A 21,524-nucleotide genomic window follows, 5' to 3' on the forward strand; every position below is an offset into this window, starting at 1 on the left:
AGAGCGATGGTCTGCTTTTAGATAAACCAAGCTATGAGAATACTGCGAGAATAAGAGGATCAGAAGGGCTGTCCGGGAACCGCCGGCGGGCCCGATATTGATCTCTTGCCTGTATTGTTCCGACCGCAATCATGCCGCAGAAAGGAATCAGCGATACGGGAAACGGCATTCATGCGCGGTTTCAGGGGAAGTTCCGGGGATGTCGCAGATCTGTGGAGATGTACTGGTTTACAATTGTTTATAGGGATAAATTGCTTAGAAAAATATGGCGATTGTAAACCGAATTATAACTTCTGGATGTTATCCGTCGAAATATTAAATTACTCTAGGTTAGATACTTTTGCCAGGTAGAGGCCGAAGAGCCGCTGGCCTGTTCGTTCAGTTTCTCTGGGTTCGGGAGGCGGCTGAGTCCGACCGCAGGCCGACAAAGGCCTGCAGCCTACCTTGAAACAAGGAATGGTCGTTTATGGGGACTGACTGCCGCAATGAATCGTTCGCATGCGCGATGGCTCATGCGGTAGCGGCAGGCTGTGTTACCTCAGACCTTTATTCAACACCTGAAGAGCACCTGTACATCTTCTGTGATGGGCGGGAAAGGCAGGAGATGCTCCGAAGATGCAGAGTATGATAATATGAATGCGAAGAAACTAGCGATCCTGTCTGCGATCGCCGCGCTGGCGATGGTTTTCGCCGCGGCTGCGGTCGTACAGGGCTCTGAGGATTCAGCTGCAGATGATGCATACCAGACCCTCGTTGTGGGCGACGGGGACGGAGAGTATGTGACCATCGCAGCCGCTCTCGAGAAAGCAGGGAATGGAGACCACATACTGCTTGCCAAAGACGTCGAAGAAGACGTAACGATCGCTGCTGGCAATGTGGTCCTCGACCTCAACGGCCACAAGCTGACCAATGTTTCGTCCGATACGATCACCGTCGCGCTCGGGGCCGAGCTTATCATCACGGACAGCTCCGATGGCAAAGGGACCGTGGACAACGTCACCGACGGCAAGGCCGCTGTGTTCAACAACGGCACCGTCACGATCCAGAACGGCAAATTCATCCGCTCCCTCGAGACCGGGGTCTCTCCCAAAGAAAAAGGAGACAACAGTTTCTACACCGTCCTCAACCATGGGATTATGACCGTCGAGAACGGAACCTTCGAGAACAGCGGAAAGTTCTCCAGTCTATTCGAGAACGGCTACTATACTTATGCCAGCACCGATTCCAGGAGCGGTTATGTCGAGAGCACCAACCAGACCGCGCCCTCGCTGACAATCAACGGCGGTTCGTTCTCCGGCGGAGTCAACGCAATCAAGAACGATGACGGAGGAGTCCTCGAGATTACCGGCGGCACCTTCGAGAACGTGACGCAGTTCTGCGTCATGACCTACTCGAACGCCTCTATCACCGGAGGAACCTACAAGATCTCCGATTCGGCCTCGGCAGCCATCTACTGCGAGGGCGACAAGACCGCTCCCACCGACCTCGGCAAGCTGGGGATCTCCGGAAACCTCGGTAAGATCATACTGGCGAACGACGCCGACGTTACCCTCTCGGGAGACGTCACTACCGATGTGATCGTATGCGGCAGCGGCGCCGCCACCATCGACCTGAACGGCCACAAGCTGACCAACGCCTCCGATGACACCATCACAGTGGCGCTCGGGGCCAGCCTTACTATCACTGGGAACGGCACCGTCGACAACCTCACCAACGGGAAGGCCGACGTCTTCAACAACGGCACTGTCGTCATCGAGAACGGCAAGTTCACCCGCTCTCTGGAAGCAGGCACCATCGGCGAGAATCACACCAACGGTTCCGCCAACGGCAATTCCTACTACACCGTCCTCAACCACGGCATCATGACCATCGAGAACGGCACCTTCGAGAACAGCGGAAGCTTCTCCAGCCTCATCGAGAACGGATACTACAATTACACCAGTACCAACTCCAGGGAAGGTTATGTCGAGGGCATCAACGCGGCTAACCCCGAGCTGACCATCACCGGAGGCTCATTCACAGGCGGTAAGAATACCGTCAAGAATGACGACGGAGGAATCCTCAAGATTGCCGGAGGAACCTTCTCCAACGTCGCCCAGTACTGTGTCATGACCTACGGGAATGCTTCGATCATTGGAGGAACCTACAAGGTCTCCGATTCGGCCACGGCCGTTATCTACTGCGAGGGCGACAAGAACGAACCCACAGACCTCGGCAAGCTGGAGATCTCCGGGGCTATCGGAAGGATCATCCTGACGGACGACGCCGACGTCACCCTCTCCGGCGACGTCACTGCCGACATCATCGTGGCCAAGGACTACGGAGGCTCTGTCACACTCGACCTCAACGGTTACAAGCTGACCAATGTATCGTCCGACACGATCGCAGTAGCGTCCGGGGCCGAGCTCACCATTAAGGACAGCTCGAACGGCAAAGGAACAGTGGATAACGTCACCAACGGCAAGGCCGATGTCTTCAACAACGGCACCGTGACCATCCTGAACGGTACTTTCATCCGCTCTGCAGAAGCAGACAACACGAAAGAATCCGGCAATGGCAACTCGTACTACAACCTGGTGAACCACGGCTCTATGACAATCATGGATGCCACTGTCTACTCCACTGGGCACTTCTCGAGCCTCATTGAGAACGGATACTACGACTACCCCGCCACTGATTCCAGGAGCGGTTATGTCGAGGGCACCAACCAGGCCGCTCCCTCGCTGACCATCGCCGGCGGTTCGTTCTCCGGCGGCATCAACACCGTCAAGAACGACGACGGCGGGGTCCTCGAAATCAACGGAGGAACCTTCGAGAACGTCACGCAGGCTTGCGTTCTGAACCACAACATTGCAACCATCACCGGCGGCATCTTCGATGCGATCGCAGACGACGGCAAGGTCTACCGCGCAATCATCAATTGCGGATGCGATGCTGCCACCGATATCGGAAAGCTGACGATTTCGGGCGGAGATTTCAAGGGCTACTTCCTCAGCGTTTCGGATGATAATGGCACCATTGAGATCAACGGCGGAACCTTCAGCGAATATCCGATTCAGTACGATGGCAATGCAACAATGAGCAAGGCCGCTGATGTGAAGCTGCCTGCTCCTATCGGCTATTCCTGGAACGATGACGGAAAGCTCGTCATCAACCAGTACAAGGTCATCTACCTCGTCAATGGCGAGGCAGTCGGCGAGATTGAGAACTACGATTACAAGTCAGAAGTTTCAGTCCGCGAGGCTCTTGAGGAAATCGGATATACGATCACCCCGTGGTCCACCGATGATATCGAGGTCACTGACGGCAAGTTTATCATCGGCGCTTCCGATGTCACTTTCAAGGCCACTAAGACTCCTAACAAGTACGGTTACACCATCAACTATCTCGACAAGGACAATAATGTTCTTGCTGAGGCAGTCAGCGGCACCGCTGATTTCGGTGCGACTTTCGAAGCCCCTCTTGCGGCTGTTGTCGGTTATACCGCGCCTGAGATTCAGAGCCTTACCATCACGGCTGACCCTGAGAGCAACGTTGTGACCTACGTCTACACTATCAACACCTACGGGTACACCGTGAAGTACGTGGACGCCGACGGCAACGAGATTGCTCCTGACTTTACCGGCAAGGCAAACTATGGAGCCACCGTCGAAGCGCCTATCATCGCTGTCGATGGCTACACTGCGCCTACGGTTCAGGTAATCCTCAAGATTACTGAGAATGAGGCCGACAATGTCTTCTCTTACCCATACACCATCAACAGCTACGGTTATACCGTGAAGTACGTGGATGCTGACGGCAAGTCCATCAAGGACTCGACCGCTGCAGAAGCTGTCTTCGGCAGCATTGTTACTCCGGAGATCCCTGCAATCGACGGATACACCGCGCCCGCACAGACCCAGACGATCACCATCGCCTCCGATGTCTCGAAGAACGTCGTGACCTACACCTACGCCATCAATAGCTACAAGGTCACCTATCTGGTCGACGGAGTGGCTCTCGAAGGCGCAGTCTCCTACGACTACAAGTCCGCGGTCGCTGTCGCCGAGAAGTATGCGAAGACCGGCTACACCGTCTCCGATTGGTCATCCGACGATGTCGCCATCGAGGACGGCAAGTTCACGATGCCCGCGAAGGACGTCGAGATTGAGGCTACCACCGCCGTCAACCAGTACTCCTATACTGTGAAGTACGTGGACGCCGACGGAAACGAGATCGCCGATGCCGCCACCGGCAAGGCAGACTACGGAGCCACCGTCGAAGCGCCCATCATCACTGTCGATGGATACACTGCGCCTGCAACTCAGGGATCCGTCAAGATCACTGAGGTCGAGGCCGAGAACGTCTACACCTACACCTACGCTATCAACAGCTACGGATACACCGTGAAGTGCGTGGACGCCGACGGCAACTCCATCAGGGACGCTGTCGCTGCAGAAGCTGTCTTCGGCACCGATGTCACCCCCGAGATCCCCGCGATCGACGGATACACCGCGCCCGCACAGACCCAGACGATCACCATCGCCTCCGATGAAACGAAGAACGTCGTGACCTACGTCTACACGATCAACAGCTACGGTTACACTGTGAAGTACGTGGACGCCGACGGCAATGAGATCGCTGATGCCGCCACCGGCAAGGCCGTCTTCGGCACCGATGTCACCCCCGAGATCCCTGCGATCGACGGATACACCGCGCCCGCACAGACCCAGACGATCACTATCGCCTCCGATGAGACGAAGAACATCGTGACCTACACCTACAGCATCAACAGCTACGTCCTCACCTACCTCACGGCGGGCGATGTCCTACTCTCCGAGCTCACCGTCGAGTACAACTCCTCTGTGACCGCGCCCGCCGACCCCGTCAGGGAAGGCAGCTACGTCTTCGCAGGATGCTCCTCAACGGCAGTGCCTGCACCTTCCCGTTCGAGATGCCTGCCCACGATGTGACCCTCGTTGCAACTTGGGACGTTGTCATTCCCGATGCCGACAGTGAAACTGACATCATTTCCGTCAATGTTGACGCGGATGGTGCTCCGATCTCCTCCGACAGCATGCAGGCGATCGTCAGCTCCGCCGAATCCGACGAGAACGTTACCCTGGAGGTCTCCATCGGCAGCGGCATCACTGTTGTGTTCGACAATGCGGCCATCAGGAACTTCGGTACCGGGGCTGCAGAGCTCACTGCCGATGAGATTCCCACCGACGAACTGACCGATGCGGTCAGGAACATCGTCGGAGACGGAACTGTGTACAGCATCAGTTTCGGCTCCAACACCAACTTCGGTGAGGGAACCGCGACCGTCACCCTCCCCTACGCCCTTGCCGATGGAAGGGACGCAGCCGGCCTATACATCGCATACATCTACGACGGACAGGTGGCTGAGACCTTCGACTGCGACTACTCGGATGACGGAACGGTTACCTTCACCACCGGCCACTTCTCGACTTACGCAATCATGTACGAAGAGCCCTCCGACGACAATGATGATGAGTTCATCTTCGCGCTCATCGTCGCGGTGGTCATTGTTATCGCCGTCTTCGGAGCGGTCTTCCTCGCACAGCGCAGCGGGAAGTACTGATCAAACCTTTTAACCGGGAGCGGGGGAAACCCCGCCGGCCCCGGGATTCCCGGGGCCCGGCCATCTCCCTTTTTGTTCATCTTCCCCATGATGTCAATCATCGGATCGCCGGTCCGTAACATCGAATCAGTATAATATGCGCAGATGCATACATTTCCATAGGTGTTTAACCGATGGACGCAGCGACCGTAATATCGATTGCAATCGTGATCCTCTTCGCCATTGTCGTGGCAGTGGCGAGCGGAGTGAAGATCGTGCAGCCCTATGAGCAGGCGATATACATGCGCCTGGGGAAGTTCGTGCGCGTACTGAACCAGGGACTGAACTTCGTCTGCCCCCTGATCAACCAGGTGGTCAAGCTGGACCTCCGCACAGAGGTCCTGGACGTCCCCAAGCAGGAGGTCATCACCAAGGACAACTCTCCTGTCTCCGTGGACGCAATCATCTACATCAAGGTCATAGACCCGGAGAAGGCGTTCTTCGAGGTCACCGACTACCACATAGCGACTGTCAACCTCGCTCAGACCACACTGCGTTCCGTCATCGGCCAGATGGAGCTTGACGAGATCCTCTCCAACAGGGAGAGCATCAACGTCCAGCTCAGGGACACCCTCGACGAGGCCACCGACAAGTGGGGCGTCAGGGTCGAGAACGTCGAAATCAAGGAGGTCGACCCGGCCGCCAAGGTCAAGGACTCCATGGAGGAGCAGACCTCCGCAGAGAGGAAGAGGCGCGCAGCCATCCTGGAAGCGGACGGCCAGAAGAGAGCCGCCATCCTGGAGGCCGAGGGTAAGAAGAAGTCCAAGATCCTCGAGGCCGAGGGTACCAGGCAGTCGATGATCCTCGAAGCGGAAGGCAGGAGGACGGCGACCATCCTGGAGGCCCAGGGAGAGGCCCAGAAGCTCAGGATCATGTCTGTCGGTGCCGCCGCCATGGACTCCAAGGCCTTGTCCGTCCTGTCGATGGACACCCTGAGGCCGTCGGCGAGGGCCAGTCGTCGAAGTTCTTCTTCCCGATGGAGCTCACCAGGCTGGTCGAGGGGATCTCCGATTACATGGGGTCCGCCCAGAGGGTCCCGGACCGCGCCGTGTCCGACACCGACAGCGTGAAGAAGGCCGTCGGCGACCCGGACGAAGTGCTTGGGCCTATCCCGACCCAGGAGGACATCAGGCACGAGACCGACTCCTTCAAGAAGAACGTGCAGGACGACCTTGACGAGTCATCCGCCATGGCCGCGCCTGAGATGCCGAGGGTGTGAGCCATGGAGGAACTGGTCGTCGCCGCGGCCATCCTGGCCTTCGGGCTGATCCTCCTGACAGCGGAAGCGTTCTTCCCGGGAGGGTACCTGCTCATCCCGGGCGGAGTGCTCGTCATCGTCGGGGTGTTCGGGCTGGCCGACCGGGACGACCTGTTCACATGGGTCACCGCGGCGGTGGCCATAGTCGCGGCCGTGCCGGTGACCGCCGGCACGGTGTACCTCTACAAGCGCCTGGGGGCCCCGGTGCCGCCGTCGACGACGGTCTCCGAGTCCCTGATCGGGAAAGATGGCGTCGTGACGGCCGAGGTCACTCCCGGGAACATCCGCGGCAAGGTCAGGATCGGCTCCGATACCTGGAGCGCGGACTCTGACAGCCCCATCCCCGTCGGGACCGAGGTCACCGTCGTGAGTTCCGAGGGCGTCCACGTGCATGTGGCCCCCAAGAAGGGCTGATAAACCTCTTACCTCGGGGCCTCAGGCCCCTCTTTTTCAATAAGTGCCAGGAGCTCTCCGACGCTGCGGGCGGTGCGCCCGGCCAGGGGCCCCGATATCATCATGTTGTCCGTCCCGTACTCGGCAGTGCGGACATCGGTCTTGATCCCGAAGCAGGGCTTACCGCGCGCCAGTGCATAGCCGAGCTCGACGCATGCCCCCTCATCGGGAACCCTCCCGTCGAGGTTCAGCACCAGTCCGTCGCAGGATTCCAGGAGCTTTATGTCCTCGCGGAACACCTCGGCCGCCTTTGAGGAGGCGTATTCTGCATCCGCCATGCGTGCCGGGTCTATCTCCGCCTGGCATTCCTGGGGGAGGACGAGCTCGAGGCCTTCCTCGGCGAACGCCTCCCTGAGCTTCAGGTTGTAGGTCCTCTCAGAATTGCAGAACAGCGGCCCGGCCAGGTAGAATCTCTTCATCGGTATTCCCATTCCATATCTCCGAACATGGGTATAGACATTTGCGGAGACTGGGCTTTCCTGCAGTCTGGCACATATCAGGGCTTCTTTCAAGGGCTCGATCTCTGCAGATCCGTACCGATGGATGGCATATGCCTGAGCATTCGTTTTCAATTCATAAGTGCCAGACATTCTTTTCATCACAGGCGGTCAGTTTCCATCTCCTTTCCTGAAACATGCAAAGCTATATTTATCAGACATAGTGTTGTGCAAATCGCACAACACAGTGTTGCATAAGTTGATCGCAACAAGCGAGTGATCTTCATGGAAAGCGAATTCAAACACTACGTCAAGAGGTATTTTCTGAGGCTGCGCCCGATAATCGCAGTTTCTCTGATAATGGGCTGCTTCCTCTGCCTGTTCGTGAACAACATCGCAGTGTCGATGACGAACTACAATGCCGGTATGGGGTCCATGTACAGCCGGATGTACTTCAAAGCCACAGGAGTGGTTCCGGCGATGATCTGCGGGTTTGGGTCTGTGGCGTTTCTCGAGATCATACCGAGGATGAGAGGGCGGCATGTGGTTGCAGACAGGACCAAGTACAGGCTGGCTGCCATCGCCCTTGCGGCAGCAATAATAGAGACCGTCCTGCTGGTCGTTCACACGGTGCTTGTCCTTCTGAAGAACGGGGACCTGGACGGGTATGCGTTCCTTCCTGTAGGATACATGGGGATGTTCCTCCTTGCGATGGGATTCGCGAGCATCGCATATCTGGGGGTGAGCCTGTTCTCAGAGCCGAAGAAGATGCTGATGTTCGGCGGAGGGCTGTCGGCATTGAGCATCCTGTCATCGATGCTTGGCATCCTCAGTTTCCCGACGATGGTCATGGCAGGAGCAGGCGCGGATTGGTGCGATTACTTCTATTGCTTCTCGCTGACGGGATTCGTGGACATAGACTCCCTGGTCAGCATAGGGACATCTTCCCCGGATTAAGGATGCTTAATCGGATACGCGGGGCTGCTGGCGTTCTCGGCCGTGCTGCTGGCTGCTGCGCACTTCATCTCAGTCAGGAAGAATTCTCCTTCATCGCCCGGAGCTCGATGGCCGTTCTTGATGTACTGCCCGATGCCGTTGAGCATGAGCCCGTGGGCCTTTCTGAACATGGCGGAGAGATCGGTGCCGGAGCTGATGTCGAAGAGGTTGTAGGACGCACCCATGAGAGCGGACATGATGAATGACATGATGAGAAGCTCATCCTCTTTGGGGCATTCGATTTTATAAATTTCGAAGACCAGCGGTTTGAGCGTGTCCCTGAGCTTCGGAAGGAACTCGGGGACAGCGCCGCTTCCGATGAGGAATATGACTTTCCTGCTGAACTTCTGGAAGAACTTCGTGATGAATTCCTCGAAGCCCGGAGGCTCGGCCATGATCTCCTCCTCGATGATCTTCTTCCCCTCCTCCCTGATGAAGGCGAGGATGTCCTCCGAAACCTTCTCCATAAGGTCCTGGATGCTGTCGAAGTGCTCGTAGAACGTGGAGCGGTTCATGCCTGCGCGGGCCATGACCGTCCTCACGTTCGCCGTGTTGAGGCCCGACTCGAACACAATGCTCCAGAAGGCGTCGATGATCTTCTGCCTCGAGATCTCCGTGAGCTCCGCGTTGGTGGCCATTATCCTTTCTCCCGCGAAGCATGAAGGCACCGGGGGAAATAACTTTATTGAAACTTTCTGCGGCCGTCTCGTTCGATTCTAAGAACTGCAGCTGGCACTTATGGGCCGGCTGGCAGTCAGATCCCGTTTGCCTGATTGAAAGTTTTATATCCTTTGCTCTGTTAGCAGGCTTCGCCGGGATTTTCCTTGGGCAAGTAGATCAGCCCGGTAGATCGCTGCCTTCGCAAGGCAGAGGCCGCGCGTTCGAATCGCGCCTTGTCCACCATCATATCGCTCCGACCGAGCACATCTCCGAGTTCCTGTATTATCGATCCTCTGCGGCGGATCGCTGCATATTGAGATGTGACTGAAAATCCACTGCAAGTTGCAGCGGATTTTCATTTGCTTTACAGCGCGGACATGATGGTCTCGTCCAGCAGGAAATCCCTGATCCCAACGATGAGGATTCCGTTGTCATCGGTCCACGGACGGACGTCGTCTCCGACGACCAGTATCCTTCTGAATGTGTCGGGAACCTTTCTGAACGGCCTGATCTCCTGTTCCATCTTATCGCCGTCGGGGATACCGTAGGCTGATTGGATATACCATCTGGAATCGGCCCTGTTCACAACGAAATCGATCTCCAGCTGACGGTATTCCTGTTTTCCGCCGACCATCGTCCTGGATTCGACGACGCCCACATCCACGCTGTAGCCCCTCGACCTCAGTTCATTGTAGATGATGTTCTCCATCAGACGGGTAGGTTCCTGCTGTCTGAAGTTCAGTCTGGCATTCCTGAGGCCGACATCTGCTGCATAGTACTTGCACGGCGTATCGAGGAGTTTCTTTCCCTTTATGTCATATCTTTCTGCCCTCTCGAAAAGATATGCGTTGCACAGCAGATCGATATAACGCCCGACCGTGTTGTTGGCCATTTTTGAACGGTTGACCGTTGCCATCATGTTCTGGATCTTCGTCGGATTGGTCAGAGATCCGACTGAGGAGCACAGAAGATCGAACACCGCGGAGAGTTCTCTCGGCATCTTCACCCCGTCGTGCTCCCCGATATCCTTCAGATAGACTTCCCTGACGAGGCTGTCGAGATAGGATGCCTTCTGTTCTTCGTCCGGTCTGCTGAGGAGTTCGGGCATGCCCCCGAATGTCATGTACTCCTTCCAGAGAGAATCGATGCTCCTGTTCGGATATGCTGAACGGAATTCTCCGAGGCAGAGGGCGGACGCGGATTTCGTCGCCTCTTCCGCGGAACTCGGTGAGGATGTCTGATGAGAGGAATTTTGAATTGCTGCCGGTGATGTAGATGTCCGCATTGTCCAGGTGCCTCAGGCCGTTCACCGTATCCTGGAAGCCCGGGACCATCTGGATCTCGTCTAACAAGATGTAGCAGGGCCCGTTGACAGATCTCATCTCGGAGACTATGTGATCGTACAGGGATTGAGCATCACGGAGATGTTTGTTCGAGATGTCGTCCAGGGCGATGCCTATGATGTTGGATTCAGGGACGCCCTCGGACAGGAGATGATCTTTGAACAGTTTGAACAGAAGATAGGACTTGCCGCACCTTCTGATGCCGGTTATCACCTTCACGGAACTGTTCCATTTCCTTTTGATCACTCTGTTGAGATATCTGTCGCGATTGATTTCCATGACGGCCATCCCCAAATGAAAACCTACTGCAAGTTGCAGTGCATTTTCAGTAGATTATCATTGCGGCGGCAGTTGACGGGCCTCGGCCTGCCATCTATCAATCATGCGATTGCGCATCATCCCGCTGCGTCTATCGCAGTACGGGGCGGAGCTGCATATTCATAATCCCTGTCCCGTTACGTTTTTATCTCTATCAAACTAATCTGTGCCCCGATGAAGGATTTCATCCGTGCTAGGACTGCTGAGCAGATCGCTGAGAGGCGTAACGAGATCGTCAACGCCTGCGAGCAGATCTACATGGAAGGAGGATTCGATGCGGTGACCTTCAAGGCCATATCGGAGAAGACGTCCTTCACCCGTCCGTCCATCTACAACTATTATGCGACCAAGGAGGAGGTCATGCTCGACCTCTTCGAGCGCTATTTCGTCAGATGGTACGGCGAGATCTTCGCGGCCACTGATTCCGCGCCTTCCCTGACGGCGAACGCCCTCTGCAAGATCATAACGGATGTATCCGACCGCTATCAGAACCTGTTCCTCATGTTCAGCGATCTGAGGAACATCGAAGAGGGCTGCAGGATCGAGAGGATAGCGGCCTTCAAGAAGAAGTACTTCGAGTTCAACGACCGCGTGGCGGACCTCATCGCCCGCAGGTTCCCGAACACGTCGGCGAAGGTCGCGTGCTGCTTCATCGAGGGGCTGCTCATCCTTTTCCACGGAACATATCCGATAAGCTATCTCTCCGATAAACAGAAGGAAGCGATCAAAGCGGCCGGCGGCACCGTCCCCTGCAGGACGTTCAGGCAGATATTCTACGGCCAGATGGTCCGTCTGACCGGCATGCTCGAATGATACGCCCGCTCCGATCCCCTGTTGTCTTTTCCTGCCCTCAGCATCCTCGGGGATGTCTTTCCAATCCATTGCTCCCGTCTTCTGTAATTGTTTTACTCTTCGGATTTCGTTTTAATAATTGGATGAGTCATCCAATATTGGTGGTATAATCCAAAGCAAATCATCATCGCCGCGGCCGCCGCGGTCATAATCGCCGTTGCCGGGATAGCGGCCATCGCCGTCCTCGGGAATGACGACGGCCAGGATAAGACGTTCAATCCCTACGACTCGGACAGCGTCCGCCTCAAGATCCTCGGCAACGCCGACGGAAGCGACGCCATCGACTCCGATGATGTGGACCTGATAAACAGGATCATCGAGGCCAACAGCGACGAGGATGAGACCAAGCACATCGACTGGAAGACCCAGTACCCGTTCGCCGATGCCGACAACGACGGCGATGTGGATGCAGACGATGCAGCGCTCGTCCAGAAGTTCATCAACAAAGAATCTGCGAAGATGTATTATCTCAACTACTACGGGAATGTGACCTACGTCAATTATCCCATCGGGCAGCACATCGGGGCGGAGTACCTCCAGCTGCAGATCCTCCCCATCATCCATTCCTACAGCATGCTGACCGCTATCGATACCACGACGCCCACCATGTACGGCGACAGCATGTTCCCCGGTATCACCAAACTGGAATCCCTCGGCAACTGGAGGGAGATCACCGTCGAGACCATGACCAAGCTCAACAGCGAGGGCAAGCTGGACACCCTTCTCCAATGGACCGGAGGCCAGAACAGCGATTACCTCTGGGACAAGGCCTATGAATCGGGCATAGCCGATAAGGTGTCGATCGTCATCGTCCCCTGCCAGGGGCCCAGGTGCATCGAGGGGATCCTCGAGGTCGCCTGCATGCTCGGAGACCAGTCCCTCTCGGACGACTACCGCGAGTGGTACGACAACATCATCGACAGCTTCAGCGGCATCACCGAGAAGAAGACGGTGACCGCGGTCAGGGGATACAGCACGGACCAGAGCACCATCGCCGCTTTCGGGTCCGATCAGGGACCTGCTCTCTGGTTCAACGAGATCATCAACTTCCAGGAAGCCTACGTCGGGAAGACCAACTTCACCAGCCTCGGCTACGAGGGATTCTCGTCGAGCGCGACTGATGAGGTCATCGTCATGTTCCAGAAGCCGGCGAGCGTCACCTACGAAGGCTTCAACAGTTATGTCGAGGAGATATACAAGGCACTGTTCCCCGAGACGAGCCAGTACAAGAACCAGACCCTGTACGCGATCTCGTTCGAGATCATGCCTTATGCCGCCGGGCCGGCAGGATGCTACATCCTCGCCTCGTACCTGTACCCCGACATGTTCGACACCGAGAAGGCCCTCGACTGCCTTCAGGAGTACCTGGACAGCTTCGGAATCCGCTCGGGAGCGGACGCCAGGCAGGGATACACGTACACCGGATCCGGATACGGGACCTCCTGAGGAGATGACGGCGGGGCATGGACATGTCGGACGACGACCCGGTGGTCAGATCGGCCAAGCTCTGGTGCGACGGCACCGGGGAAGCTGCGGACATCTTCCGGGCGGTGAAGGAATACCGCACTTCGGCGCTCAGGAAGCTCGGCTTCATGTTCGTCTGCGTCGCCGCGGCCGTAGCGGTCGCCGGGCTCTCGCTCGGATACGGGACGATGAAGATCCCGTTCTCCGAATGCTACAGCATCCTCTGGGACCACATCACGGGGGACATCGGGGACACGCAGCTCGACTACATCGTGGTGAAGGAGCGCCTGCCCCGCATCGTCACCGCCCTGGTGACCGGATGCGCCCTGGGGGTCTCCGGATGCGCCATGCAGACCCTCCTGAAGAACCCTCTGGCCGACCCTTACACCACAGGCATATCGAGCGGGGCCGGCTTCGGCGCCACCATCGCGGTGGTCGCCGGAGTCTCCCTGGTGGCGGGGGACTATGCGATAGTGGTCAACGCCTTCGTGTTCTCCCTCATCCCCCTCGCTGTCATACTGACCATATCCAAGATCAAGGGCGCGGACCCGACGACCATGATCATGGCGGGGATCGCCGTCATGTTCATTTTCAACGCGTTCACCACCCTGTTCAAGCTCAACGCCGACCCCGACTCCCTGGCTAAGATCTACGCCTGGACGGTCGGAACGGTCAGCGACGCCAAATGGAACAGCATAGCGCTGATGGCGGCCGTGACCGTCGCAGGCGTCGCAGTCACCCAGATGTGCGCCGCGAAGCTGAACATCCTCTCCGCCGGCGACGACTCGGCCAAGTCCATGGGGATAGACGTCGAGGACTTCAGGATCGTCCTGCTCCTCGTCGTCTCAGTGATGGTCTCAGTCGTGGTGAGCTTCACCGGCCTCATCGGGTTCGTCGGATTGGTCTCGCCGCACATCTGCAGGATATTCGTGGGGGCGGACAACCGCTACCTCGTGATCTCCTCGGCGATGTTCGGCGCGGTGCTGCTGGAGGTCGCCGATTTCGTCGGCAGGACGATAATCGCGCCTGCTGAGCTCCAGGTCGGAGTGGTCACCGCTCTCATCGGCGGCCCCATGTTCCTGTACCTGATCGTCAAGCAGCGCAGGAGGGCATGGTGATAAGATGCAGGTGAAGATGGAGGATGTCGACATCGGCTACGGCGGGAAAGCGATCGTCCGCGGCGCCGATTTCACGCTCGAGGGCCCGGGGCTGAACTGCATTATCGGGCCCAATGGGGTGGGGAAGTCCACCCTGGTCAAGTGCATCGACGGGCTCCTCCCGCCGATGAAGGGGAAGGTATCGATCGACGGCGCCGACCTGTCCTCGCTGAGCAGGAAGGATATCTCCGCCAAGATCGCCTACGTCCCGGTGCAGGCGGAGGACCTCTTCTCGATGACGGTCTTCGACACCGTGATGATCGGCCGCTCCAACAAGTACCGCTGGAGGGCGAGGGCGGAGGACATCGCCAAAGTGAAGACGGTGCTGGAGGTCTTGGGGATCGGCGATCTGGCCCAGTGCAGGTTCAACGAGCTCTCCGCGGGACAGCGCGAGCTTGTCGCCATCGCGCGCGGTCTGGTGCAGGAGACCGAGATAATCATACTTGACGAACCCACTGCGAACCTTGATCTGGGTCATCAGCTTTTCGTCACCTCTCTGCTCCATGAGATCGCGATGAGGAAGGGCGTCATGGTCATCATGATAAGCCACAACGTGAACATCGCCTCGATGTTCGCCGACAGCATCCTGCTCATGGCCCCGCCCGGGACGGTCAAGAAGGTCGGGACTGTGGGGGATGTCATCGAGGAGAGGACGATCTACGACACCTACAGGGTGAGGTCCACGGTCATCACCCACGAGGAACGCCCGGTGATCCTCCTAAACCGCCGCCTGGAGCCGTGAACATGCCGTCCGCAGGATTCTCAGTGGCCGTCTACGGCAAGGGCGGGATCGGCAAATCGACCGTCTCATCCAATCTGGCATATGTCCTGGGGAAGAGAGGGGAGAAGGTCACGCTGATCGGGTGCGACCCGAAGCACGACTCCTCCCGCTCCCTCCTCTCCGGGAAGGGCCTGCGCACGGTCGTGGGCTACCTGGCCGAGACCGCCCCGCAGGACAGGCGCCTGGAGGACGTTTCCGCCGTCGGGGACGCGGGCGTGACCTGCATAGAGGCGGGAGGCCCGGACCCGGGGGTAGCTGCGCCGGGAAGGGAATAATCATGATGTTCCAGGCGCTGGAGATGATGGGCGCCGACAGGTCGGGGATCACCATCTACGATGTCCTCGGGGACGTCGTCTGCGGAGGCTTCGCGGTCCCCATGCGCAGAGGGCGCTCGGACGCCGTCTACATCGTGACATCCGGCGAGGCGATGTCCCTCTATGCCGCCAACAGCATACTCCGCGGAGAGAAGCGGTTCGAGGAAGGAGGAGGCAAGATCGCCGGCCTGGTCCTCAACCGCAGGGGTGTGCCGGGGGAGGATGCCCTGGTCGATGCGTTCGCCGAGGCTGTCGGCGTCCCGGTGGCCGTCCGCATTGGCCGCTCGCAGCTGTTCGCCGAGGCAGAGAGGGCCGGGAAGACTCTCTGCCGCATGTTCCCCGGATCGGAGGAGGCGGCGGAGTTCTCCGCACTGGCGGACGACCTGACAGCCCTCTCGTCCGGGCGCAGGGCGCTCAGCACGCCTTCGCCTTTGACCGATGCCCAGCTCGACAGGCTGCTGTCGGAAGGGAGGATCGAGGGGAGGGGGGAGTACGTCCCGGCGGCCGCGAAGGCTCCCGCATCCGGGATCCGGATGGTGCCTCCGAGGATCGGAAGAGGGCCGATGTCCGCGGTGCTCGAGGCCGGCATGGTGTCCGACATCCCGGCCGTGGTGCACGGTCCGCGCGAATGCTGGGTCTCTATGATGGGCGAGTTCAGGGGCCGCCGGCTGTACGGAGGGCCCCCTGCCTCCGGAGGATGGAACATCATCTCGTCATCGCTGTCGTCCGCCGGCCTCGCCCTCGGAGGCGCGGACAGCCTCAGGGCGACCTTGGACGGGCTGGCGTCCGAAGGATATCCTGCCGCCATCGTCCTGACGACGTGCCAGACCCAGATGTCCGGGGATGATGTCGCTGCCGTTGCCTCGGAGACAGAGAGGGCCCATCCCGGCATGCATGTCATCATAGCCGACGGCGGGGCCGCCAAGACCGAAGGGGACGCCCACATGGACGTCCTGAGGGGCCTGGCGGACCTCATCGATGCCGACGTATCGCCCGACATGTCATTGCTGGCGGTGATGGACGACACTTTCGAGAGGCTCGGCAGAGGCGACAACCTCCGTTTTGCGGACCGCATCATCGCAGGCACCGGCATCAGGCGCACGGCGGGCTTCCTGGAGGACTGCAGTTCATACACAATCAGGAACCTGAAGCGCGCAGGCATCGCGGTCATGGGGGAGGACAGGACCGGATGCAGGGAGCTCCGCGGGATCCTCTCCGCCAAAGGCATCCGTTTCATGGACGGTGCCCTGCCCAGCGGGTTCTCTGAGACCCTGCGGTGGCTGGATTCCCTGGAGAGGTTCTCCGGGCATGATACCTCTGTTGCAGCCTCGAGAGCGGAGAAGGAGTACTCCGGGGCCCTGGAGAGTTTCGGGAAGGGGGTGTCCGGGCGCAGGGTTGCCGTCGCCACCGGCCACAGGGACGAGGTCTCCTGGATCGCCGAGGCGCTCTCCGACGCCGGCGCGACCCGCTCGTGTACCTCGCAGGCTCGGGAGGGACGGGGGACGGAGGGTTCGCAGGGAGCCCGGAGCAGATCAGGGAGCAGATCGCGGCGGATGAGCCGGACCTCGCGGTCTGCCCGTTCTGGGCGCGTCCCGGAGCGGGGATACGCACCATGGGCCTTCCGGAGACGTTCGTATCGCATCTCGCCTCGGCAGGATTCCTGGAACGTGCCGGGAACGTACTGAGGGCGGAGACAGATCTCGGATGGAGGAGATGGAGATGACAGACGGATTGGGAGGGGCCGGAGGATGCGCCCCGGGAGCGTACGTCGGAGGGGTGATGGCCGCCCAGGGGATACCCGGAGCGGTGCTGGTGCTGCACGGGCAGAACGGATGCAGGAAAGGGCTGTCGCTCTGCAACCGCCTTTATCCGAGGAAGGACTCGCCGAGGGGCCCGGACGGGCACCGCTCCGTAGAGTTCACGGGGGTCACTGCAGCGGATTATACCAATGGGGCCTCCTACAGGAAATTGGAGGAGAAGCTCTCCGCGCTCAGCGGAAGGTACGGGATGTACCTGCTGTTCACGTCGCCGGGGCTTTCGATAGTCGGCGACGACTGCCTCCGGGCGGCCCGTGCGGCCGGAACGGGGGACAGGGTGGTCTCCTTCGATCCCGATCAGCTCGGCACCGGATGCCCGGAAGGCTTCGACACCGTCGTGAGGGAGGTCCTGAGGCGTACCGTGCCGGACAGGGAGGAGGCGATCCCCGGAACGGTCAACGTCCTCGGGCTGAGCATCATGCACAAGGACTGGAGGTGCGTGAAGCAGGAGGTCGGGCATCTTCTCGGGAAGGCGGGGCTGAAAGTGCTGAGCTTCCCGGGAGCCGGCAGCTCCCTGGAGGAGCTGCGCGCATCGGCATCGGCCGAGTTCAACATCGTCCTCTGCCCCGAGCACTGCGCGAAGACCGCCGCCTTCTATACGGAGATGTTCGGGACCCCGGCCGTATCGTCCGGGGAGTCGCCCGTGGGGTTCGATGCCTTCGAGAGGTTCTACTGCCGGGTCTCGGATGAGACCGGGCATGAGACCGAGCACGGCTTCCAGATGCTGAAGAACTCCCGCCGCCGGGCCTACGAGTGCATACTTGCCTCCGACACGGACCTGACGGGGCTGTCTTACAGGATCGATTCCGTTCCGTCCACGGCGGATCCGCTGGGCAGATGGCTGGAATCGTCCCTCGGCATGGTGCCCGCCGCCGGCAGGCCCGACGTTCTCTTCGCGCCGGGGGATGACGCCCTCTTCGCCGAGCGCTCCGGGCGTTGCGGGACGGGCATCGACATCGGGTTCCCGTCATCCGCGTATGTGGACTTCTCAAAGGCCCCTGTGATGGGCCTCGACGGCGCCATGTACATCCTCGGGTCCCTGTTCAATAGGGCCGGGCGCTCATGATTTGTCGAACTCGCCTTCCCTGAGCATCTTCAGGAGGTTGTTCCCCCTGCGGATGCTCTTATCGGTGAGGCTGGCGAGCGATCTGAGCTCCCCGTCCTTGAGCAGGAAGCAGCAGTCGGGGCGGACGTCCTCGCCGGCGATTATCTCGGGGTTGTGGGTGACGAATATGCACTGGGTCTTGTTGCCGGCGATTATCCTCTCGATGAAGCTGTCGGATGTGCGGTAATCGAACAGGTCGTCGAAATCGTCGAGGAAGACGAAGCCCCCGCGCCCGCGGGAGCGTTTCCACCAGCAGTACAGGCGGCAGATCAGGGCGGTCCCGCGGGACGCCGTCTCGAAGAACGGCAGCCTCTTGCTGCCTTTGACGATGTACAGCCTCCCTCCGTCGGAGACGAGGTCGGCCTCTATGGCGCACACGTCCCTGAGGAACGACCGGAAGTCCCCGACGAGGCCGTTGGAGATGATGTACTCCTCGTTGTCGTTCTCGGTGCCGGTGAGGCCGAGATGGAAGTCGTGCTTCCACATGGCCATGTAGTACATCGAGCTCCGGGCGGTCTCGCGCATCCCCTCGGTGACGTCGTCCCTGCTGAGGGAACGGTCCAGGATCCTCCTGAGCAGGGACTCGGAGCCGTCCAGGCCTTCTGTGCTCACGTTCCCGGCCCCGATCGACGCCAGGCTGAACGAATTGCCCGAAGGGTCGTCGAGATCGTAATCGAAGACCGTCCTCCCGTTCACAGAGTACATCTCGGAGGCCAGGAGCGACGGGGATTTCCTCGAATATTCATAGACCGCGGTGGACCCGCCGAAGGCGAACTCGTAATGGAAGACCGCCCGGTCTGACGTTCCGTAGCCGTTGATGAAGCAGTCCGGGTCCTTCTGCCCGACATTATTGTCGAGTCCCGTCAGGGTGGTTATGATGTCGCAGAGGGCATACCCGAAGCTCGATTTCCCGGACCCGTTGTTGCCGATGAGCACTATCTTCCCGAGAAGGTCGCCGCGGACGTACATCTTCCCGAAACGGTAGTTCTTCTTGTCGGTGAAGTCGAGCTTCGCCCTCCCGCGGAAGCAGCGGTAGTTCTCGACCCAGAACCTGATCAGCATCCGAAGCCCATATGAGGTAGGTGTTTTTAGCCGTTATTGGGCAGATGACCCAGTTGGATTCATCTGCGCAGCGGACGGCCTCAGTCGCACCCTTCGAACTGGCTGTCGTAGAGGCTGCGGTAGAACCCGTTGAGGGCCATCAGCTCCGAATGGCTTCCCTTCTCCACGATGCTCCCGTCCCTCACCACGAGGATGATGTCGGAGTTCACGATGGTCGACAGGCGGTGCGCGATGACGAACGACGTCCTTCCGCGCATCAGGTGGTCCATCGCATCCTGTATCCTGCGCTCGGTTATGGTGTCCACCGAGCTGGTTGCCTCGTCGAGGATGAGCAGCGGCGCGTCCTTGGCCATCGCCCTGGCGATGGATATCTGCTGCCTTTGGCCCGAGGACAGCGATGAGGCAGCTATCTTCGCATCCAGGCCGCCGGCGTGCGACTCGAGGAACGGTCCCAGGCCGACGTCTCCGAGGATCTCCTCCAGGCGGGAATCCGATACACCGCCGCATCCGTAGGCCACGTTCTCCCTTATCGTCCCGTCGAAGACCCAGGAGTCCTGGAGGACCATGCAGAACAGGGAGCGCACATCTTCGCGCTTCATGTCGTATATCGAGACGCCGTCTATCCTGATGTCGCCGCTGTCGGCGTCGTAGAAGCGCAGCATGAGGTTCGCAAGAGTGGTCTTGCCGGCCCCCGTCGGGCCGACGATGGCCACCTTCTCCCCCGGCCTCACGGAGATGTTGAGGCCGCGGATGACCTCCCTCCCGGGCACGTAAGAGAACCTGAGGTCATCGAACTCCACCTCGCCCCTGACCTTCCCGGGGCGGGCGGTCTTGGTGGACTCGTCGGGCATGTCGGGGGTGTCCAGGAAAGCGAAGATCCTGTCCGCCGATGCGGACACGGACTGCATCGAGGTCAGCGATTCGGACAGCATCATGAGAGGCCTCGAGAGCATGCCGGAATAGACTATGAAGGCGACTACCACCCCGTACCCGATCTCGCCCTCGACGACCAGCATCGAGCCGAAGACGCAGACCGCTACGTACGAGATGTTGGAGGCGAAATTGATGGCGGCCGGCATTGTCCCGCCCATGGTCCTGGCCAGGAAGGAGCTCCTAAACAGGTCCCTGTCGACCTCGGCGAAGCGCTCCATGGCGCCCGCTTCGCCGTTGTAGGTGCGGACGATCTCGTGCCCGTAGTAGTTCTCGTCCACGATGCCGTTTATGAGGCCCAGGTCCCTGCTCTGCCTGCTGAAGTACTTCCCGGAATGCCTGATGATGAACAGCATGAACAGCAGGCCGGCGGCCGTGGGGAGGGCGGAGAGGGCGGCGAGCTTCCAGTCGGTGTACAGCATCATGATCACCGCGCCGACGGCGATCGTCACCGAAGAGACCGCCTGGGTTATGCAGTCGGCGCTCTGGTTCCCGATGATGTCGGCGTCGTTGGTCATCAGGCTCATGACGTCGCCGGTCGTGCGGCCGTCGTAGTAGTTCAGGGGGACGGTGTTGATCTTCCTGCTCAGGTCCCTCCTGACCAGGTTGGCTATCTTCTCGGAGGCGGCCGGGATGAGATAGTCGCTGGCGGTCATGAACAGCATCGACAGGGCGTAGACGGCCAGCAGGAAGAAGGCGGTGCCGGCGATGAGGTCCGTGTCGATGTCCCTGCCCCCGAGCACGGCGCCGGAAATCTCATCGGTTATGGCCTCGAGGTACTGGGGCCCGATGAGAGAGAAAACAGTGGACAGCACCGAGAATGCTATGCCTGCGTACACCTCGCGGCGGTAATCTCCCATGTAGCCGATGAGCCGGCGCAGGGTCCCCCGTATGTTCTTCGGCCTCTCGCCGGAGGCCGCCCACCTCGGCGCGCTGCCCGGGTTCCCCGGCACG

At 59.4% G+C, this 21,524-nt stretch carries 19 protein-coding genes, 1 tRNA gene and 1 pseudogene; 15 read left to right on the forward strand and 6 right to left on the reverse strand.

Going from position 1 to position 21,524, the window contains the following annotated elements; all coding sequences use genetic code 11:
• Nucleotides 1-584 precede the first annotated feature (584 nt).
• From AUQ37_RS05500 to AUQ37_RS05515, 5 genes are all read left to right on the forward strand, one after another.
• Nucleotides 585-4,952 (forward strand): MucBP domain-containing protein, encoded by a 4,368-nt coding sequence (locus AUQ37_RS05500; protein WP_058747742.1) that lies wholly within the window; start codon nt 585-587, stop codon nt 4,950-4,952.
• Complete coding sequence (locus AUQ37_RS05505; protein ID WP_162262203.1) at nt 4,934-5,584, forward strand: hypothetical protein; 651 nt, start codon at nt 4,934-4,936, stop codon at nt 5,582-5,584. The genes AUQ37_RS05500 and AUQ37_RS05505 overlap by 19 nt, the downstream gene beginning before the upstream one ends.
• 173 nt (nt 5,585-5,757) lie before the next feature.
• Nucleotides 5,758-6,693 (forward strand): SPFH domain-containing protein, encoded by a 936-nt coding sequence (locus tag AUQ37_RS05510; RefSeq protein ID WP_235584965.1) that lies wholly within the window; start codon nt 5,758-5,760, stop codon nt 6,691-6,693.
• Nucleotides 6,639-6,842, forward strand: coding sequence for a hypothetical protein (locus tag AUQ37_RS12395; protein ID WP_235584966.1), 204 nt, complete (start codon nt 6,639-6,641; stop codon nt 6,840-6,842). Before AUQ37_RS05510 ends, AUQ37_RS12395 begins: the two co-directional genes overlap by 55 nt.
• Nucleotides 6,843-6,845: 3 nt before the next feature.
• Nucleotides 6,846-7,295, forward strand: coding sequence for an NfeD family protein (locus AUQ37_RS05515; protein ID WP_058747744.1), 450 nt, complete (start codon nt 6,846-6,848; stop codon nt 7,293-7,295).
• 8 nt (nt 7,296-7,303) lie between these two features.
• On the opposite strand, the gene AUQ37_RS05520 is transcribed toward AUQ37_RS05515, so the two are convergent.
• Nucleotides 7,304-7,753, reverse strand: coding sequence for a nucleoside 2-deoxyribosyltransferase (locus AUQ37_RS05520; RefSeq protein WP_058747808.1), 450 nt, complete (start codon nt 7,751-7,753; stop codon nt 7,304-7,306).
• A gap of 303 nt (nt 7,754-8,056) precedes the next feature.
• Between AUQ37_RS05520 and AUQ37_RS05525 the strand changes: the two genes are divergently transcribed.
• Entirely contained in the window at nt 8,057-8,728 is a 672-nt protein-coding gene (locus AUQ37_RS05525; RefSeq protein WP_157844301.1) for a hypothetical protein, read from the forward strand.
• Here the strand turns inward: AUQ37_RS05525 and AUQ37_RS05530 are convergent.
• Entirely contained in the window at nt 8,725-9,405 is a 681-nt protein-coding gene (locus AUQ37_RS05530; protein WP_058747746.1) for a TetR/AcrR family transcriptional regulator, read from the reverse strand. The two genes, AUQ37_RS05525 and AUQ37_RS05530, sit on opposite strands and share 4 nt — an antisense overlap.
• A 188-nt stretch (nt 9,406-9,593) precedes the next feature.
• Between AUQ37_RS05530 and AUQ37_RS05535 the strand changes: the two genes are divergently transcribed.
• Nucleotides 9,594-9,670 (forward strand) — tRNA-Ala (locus AUQ37_RS05535).
• Nucleotides 9,671-9,791: 121 nt separating this feature from the next.
• On the opposite strand, the gene AUQ37_RS11155 is transcribed toward AUQ37_RS05535, so the two are convergent.
• On the reverse strand, nt 9,792-10,535 hold the full coding sequence (locus AUQ37_RS11155; protein WP_058747747.1) for an ATP-binding protein: 744 nt from the start codon (nt 10,533-10,535) through the stop codon (nt 9,792-9,794).
• Between AUQ37_RS11155 and AUQ37_RS12995 the strand changes: the two genes are divergently transcribed.
• Nucleotides 10,534-10,668, forward strand: a complete 135-nt coding sequence (locus AUQ37_RS12995; protein ID WP_255354887.1) for a hypothetical protein — start codon at nt 10,534-10,536, stop codon at nt 10,666-10,668. The two genes, AUQ37_RS11155 and AUQ37_RS12995, sit on opposite strands and share 2 nt — an antisense overlap.
• A 3-nt stretch (nt 10,669-10,671) precedes the next feature.
• On the opposite strand, the pseudogene AUQ37_RS13625 reads toward AUQ37_RS12995, so the two are convergent.
• A pseudogene (locus AUQ37_RS13625) lies at nt 10,672-10,944 on the reverse strand (AAA family ATPase); the annotation flags it as partial.
• Here AUQ37_RS13625 and AUQ37_RS11160 point away from each other — a divergent pair.
• The 7 genes from AUQ37_RS11160 (at nt 10,837) to AUQ37_RS05580 (ending at nt 18,539) form a co-directional block, all read left to right on the forward strand.
• Nucleotides 10,837-11,214, forward strand: a complete 378-nt coding sequence (locus AUQ37_RS11160; RefSeq protein WP_201013806.1) for a hypothetical protein — start codon at nt 10,837-10,839, stop codon at nt 11,212-11,214. The pseudogene AUQ37_RS13625 and the gene AUQ37_RS11160 overlap by 108 nt on opposite strands.
• 48 nt (nt 11,215-11,262) lie before the next feature.
• The gene (locus AUQ37_RS05550; protein ID WP_058747749.1) at nt 11,263-11,901 is read left to right on the forward strand and encodes a TetR/AcrR family transcriptional regulator; all 639 of its coding nucleotides are present in this window, start codon (nt 11,263-11,265) and stop codon (nt 11,899-11,901) included.
• Between the two features lie 333 nt (nt 11,902-12,234).
• Nucleotides 12,235-13,386, forward strand: coding sequence for a hypothetical protein (locus AUQ37_RS05555; RefSeq protein WP_058747750.1), 1,152 nt, complete (start codon nt 12,235-12,237; stop codon nt 13,384-13,386).
• A gap of 17 nt (nt 13,387-13,403) precedes the next feature.
• Complete coding sequence (locus tag AUQ37_RS05560; RefSeq protein WP_058747751.1) at nt 13,404-14,522, forward strand: iron ABC transporter permease; 1,119 nt, start codon at nt 13,404-13,406, stop codon at nt 14,520-14,522.
• 4 nt (nt 14,523-14,526) lie between these two features.
• Nucleotides 14,527-15,303 carry an ABC transporter ATP-binding protein gene (locus tag AUQ37_RS05565; RefSeq protein WP_058747752.1) on the forward strand — a complete coding sequence of 259 codons (777 nt, stop codon included), beginning with the start codon at nt 14,527-14,529 and terminating at the stop codon, nt 15,301-15,303.
• Nucleotides 15,304-15,382: 79 nt separating this feature from the next.
• On the forward strand, nt 15,383-17,341 hold the full coding sequence (locus AUQ37_RS13195) for a nitrogenase component 1 (protein WP_394325622.1): 1,959 nt from the start codon (nt 15,383-15,385) through the stop codon (nt 17,339-17,341).
• 28 nt (nt 17,342-17,369) lie between these two features.
• A complete protein-coding gene (locus tag AUQ37_RS05580) occupies nt 17,370-18,539 on the forward strand; it encodes a nitrogenase component 1 (protein WP_157844302.1) in 1,170 nt (389 codons plus the stop codon).
• Here the strand turns inward: AUQ37_RS05580 and AUQ37_RS05585 are convergent.
• Both AUQ37_RS05585 and AUQ37_RS05590 read right to left on the reverse strand, forming a co-directional pair.
• Entirely contained in the window at nt 18,534-19,640 is a 1,107-nt protein-coding gene (locus AUQ37_RS05585; RefSeq protein ID WP_058747756.1) for an AAA family ATPase, read from the reverse strand. The two genes, AUQ37_RS05580 and AUQ37_RS05585, sit on opposite strands and share 6 nt — an antisense overlap.
• Nucleotides 19,641-19,720: 80 nt before the next feature.
• Complete coding sequence (locus tag AUQ37_RS05590) at nt 19,721-21,523, reverse strand: ABC transporter ATP-binding protein (protein ID WP_058747757.1); 1,803 nt, start codon at nt 21,521-21,523, stop codon at nt 19,721-19,723.
• Nucleotide 21,524 lies beyond the last annotated feature (1 nt).

It is taken from the genome of Candidatus Methanomethylophilus sp. 1R26 (assembly GCF_001481295.1).
GTDB lineage: Archaea > Thermoplasmatota > Thermoplasmata > Methanomassiliicoccales > Methanomethylophilaceae > Methanomethylophilus.

Coding starts and splice junctions, on each gene's coding strand:
- AUQ37_RS05525 (WP_157844301.1), top strand. CDS start 8,057: ATGGAAAGCGAATTCAAACACTACGTCAAGAGGTATTTTCTGAGGCTG.
- AUQ37_RS05565 (WP_058747752.1), top strand. CDS start 14,527: ATGCAGGTGAAGATGGAGGATGTCGACATCGGCTACGGCGGGAAAGCG.
- AUQ37_RS11155 (WP_058747747.1), bottom strand. CDS start 10,535: ATGCCCGAACTCCTCAGCAGACCGGACGAAGAACAGAAGGCATCCTAT.
- AUQ37_RS05530 (WP_058747746.1), bottom strand. CDS start 9,405: ATGGCCACCAACGCGGAGCTCACGGAGATCTCGAGGCAGAAGATCATC.
- AUQ37_RS05510 (WP_235584965.1), top strand. CDS start 5,758: ATGGACGCAGCGACCGTAATATCGATTGCAATCGTGATCCTCTTCGCC.
- AUQ37_RS05520 (WP_058747808.1), bottom strand. CDS start 7,753: ATGAAGAGATTCTACCTGGCCGGGCCGCTGTTCTGCAATTCTGAGAGG.
- AUQ37_RS05505 (WP_162262203.1), top strand. CDS start 4,934: ATGCCTGCCCACGATGTGACCCTCGTTGCAACTTGGGACGTTGTCATT.
- AUQ37_RS12995 (WP_255354887.1), top strand. CDS start 10,534: ATGCCCCCGAATGTCATGTACTCCTTCCAGAGAGAATCGATGCTCCTG.
- AUQ37_RS05580 (WP_157844302.1), top strand. CDS start 17,370: ATGGAGATGACAGACGGATTGGGAGGGGCCGGAGGATGCGCCCCGGGA.
- AUQ37_RS05515 (WP_058747744.1), top strand. CDS start 6,846: ATGGAGGAACTGGTCGTCGCCGCGGCCATCCTGGCCTTCGGGCTGATC.
- AUQ37_RS05585 (WP_058747756.1), bottom strand. CDS start 19,640: ATGCTGATCAGGTTCTGGGTCGAGAACTACCGCTGCTTCCGCGGGAGG.
- AUQ37_RS05500 (WP_058747742.1), top strand. CDS start 585: ATGGGCGGGAAAGGCAGGAGATGCTCCGAAGATGCAGAGTATGATAAT.
- AUQ37_RS12395 (WP_235584966.1), top strand. CDS start 6,639: ATGGGGTCCGCCCAGAGGGTCCCGGACCGCGCCGTGTCCGACACCGAC.
- AUQ37_RS05550 (WP_058747749.1), top strand. CDS start 11,263: ATGAAGGATTTCATCCGTGCTAGGACTGCTGAGCAGATCGCTGAGAGG.
- AUQ37_RS05560 (WP_058747751.1), top strand. CDS start 13,404: ATGGACATGTCGGACGACGACCCGGTGGTCAGATCGGCCAAGCTCTGG.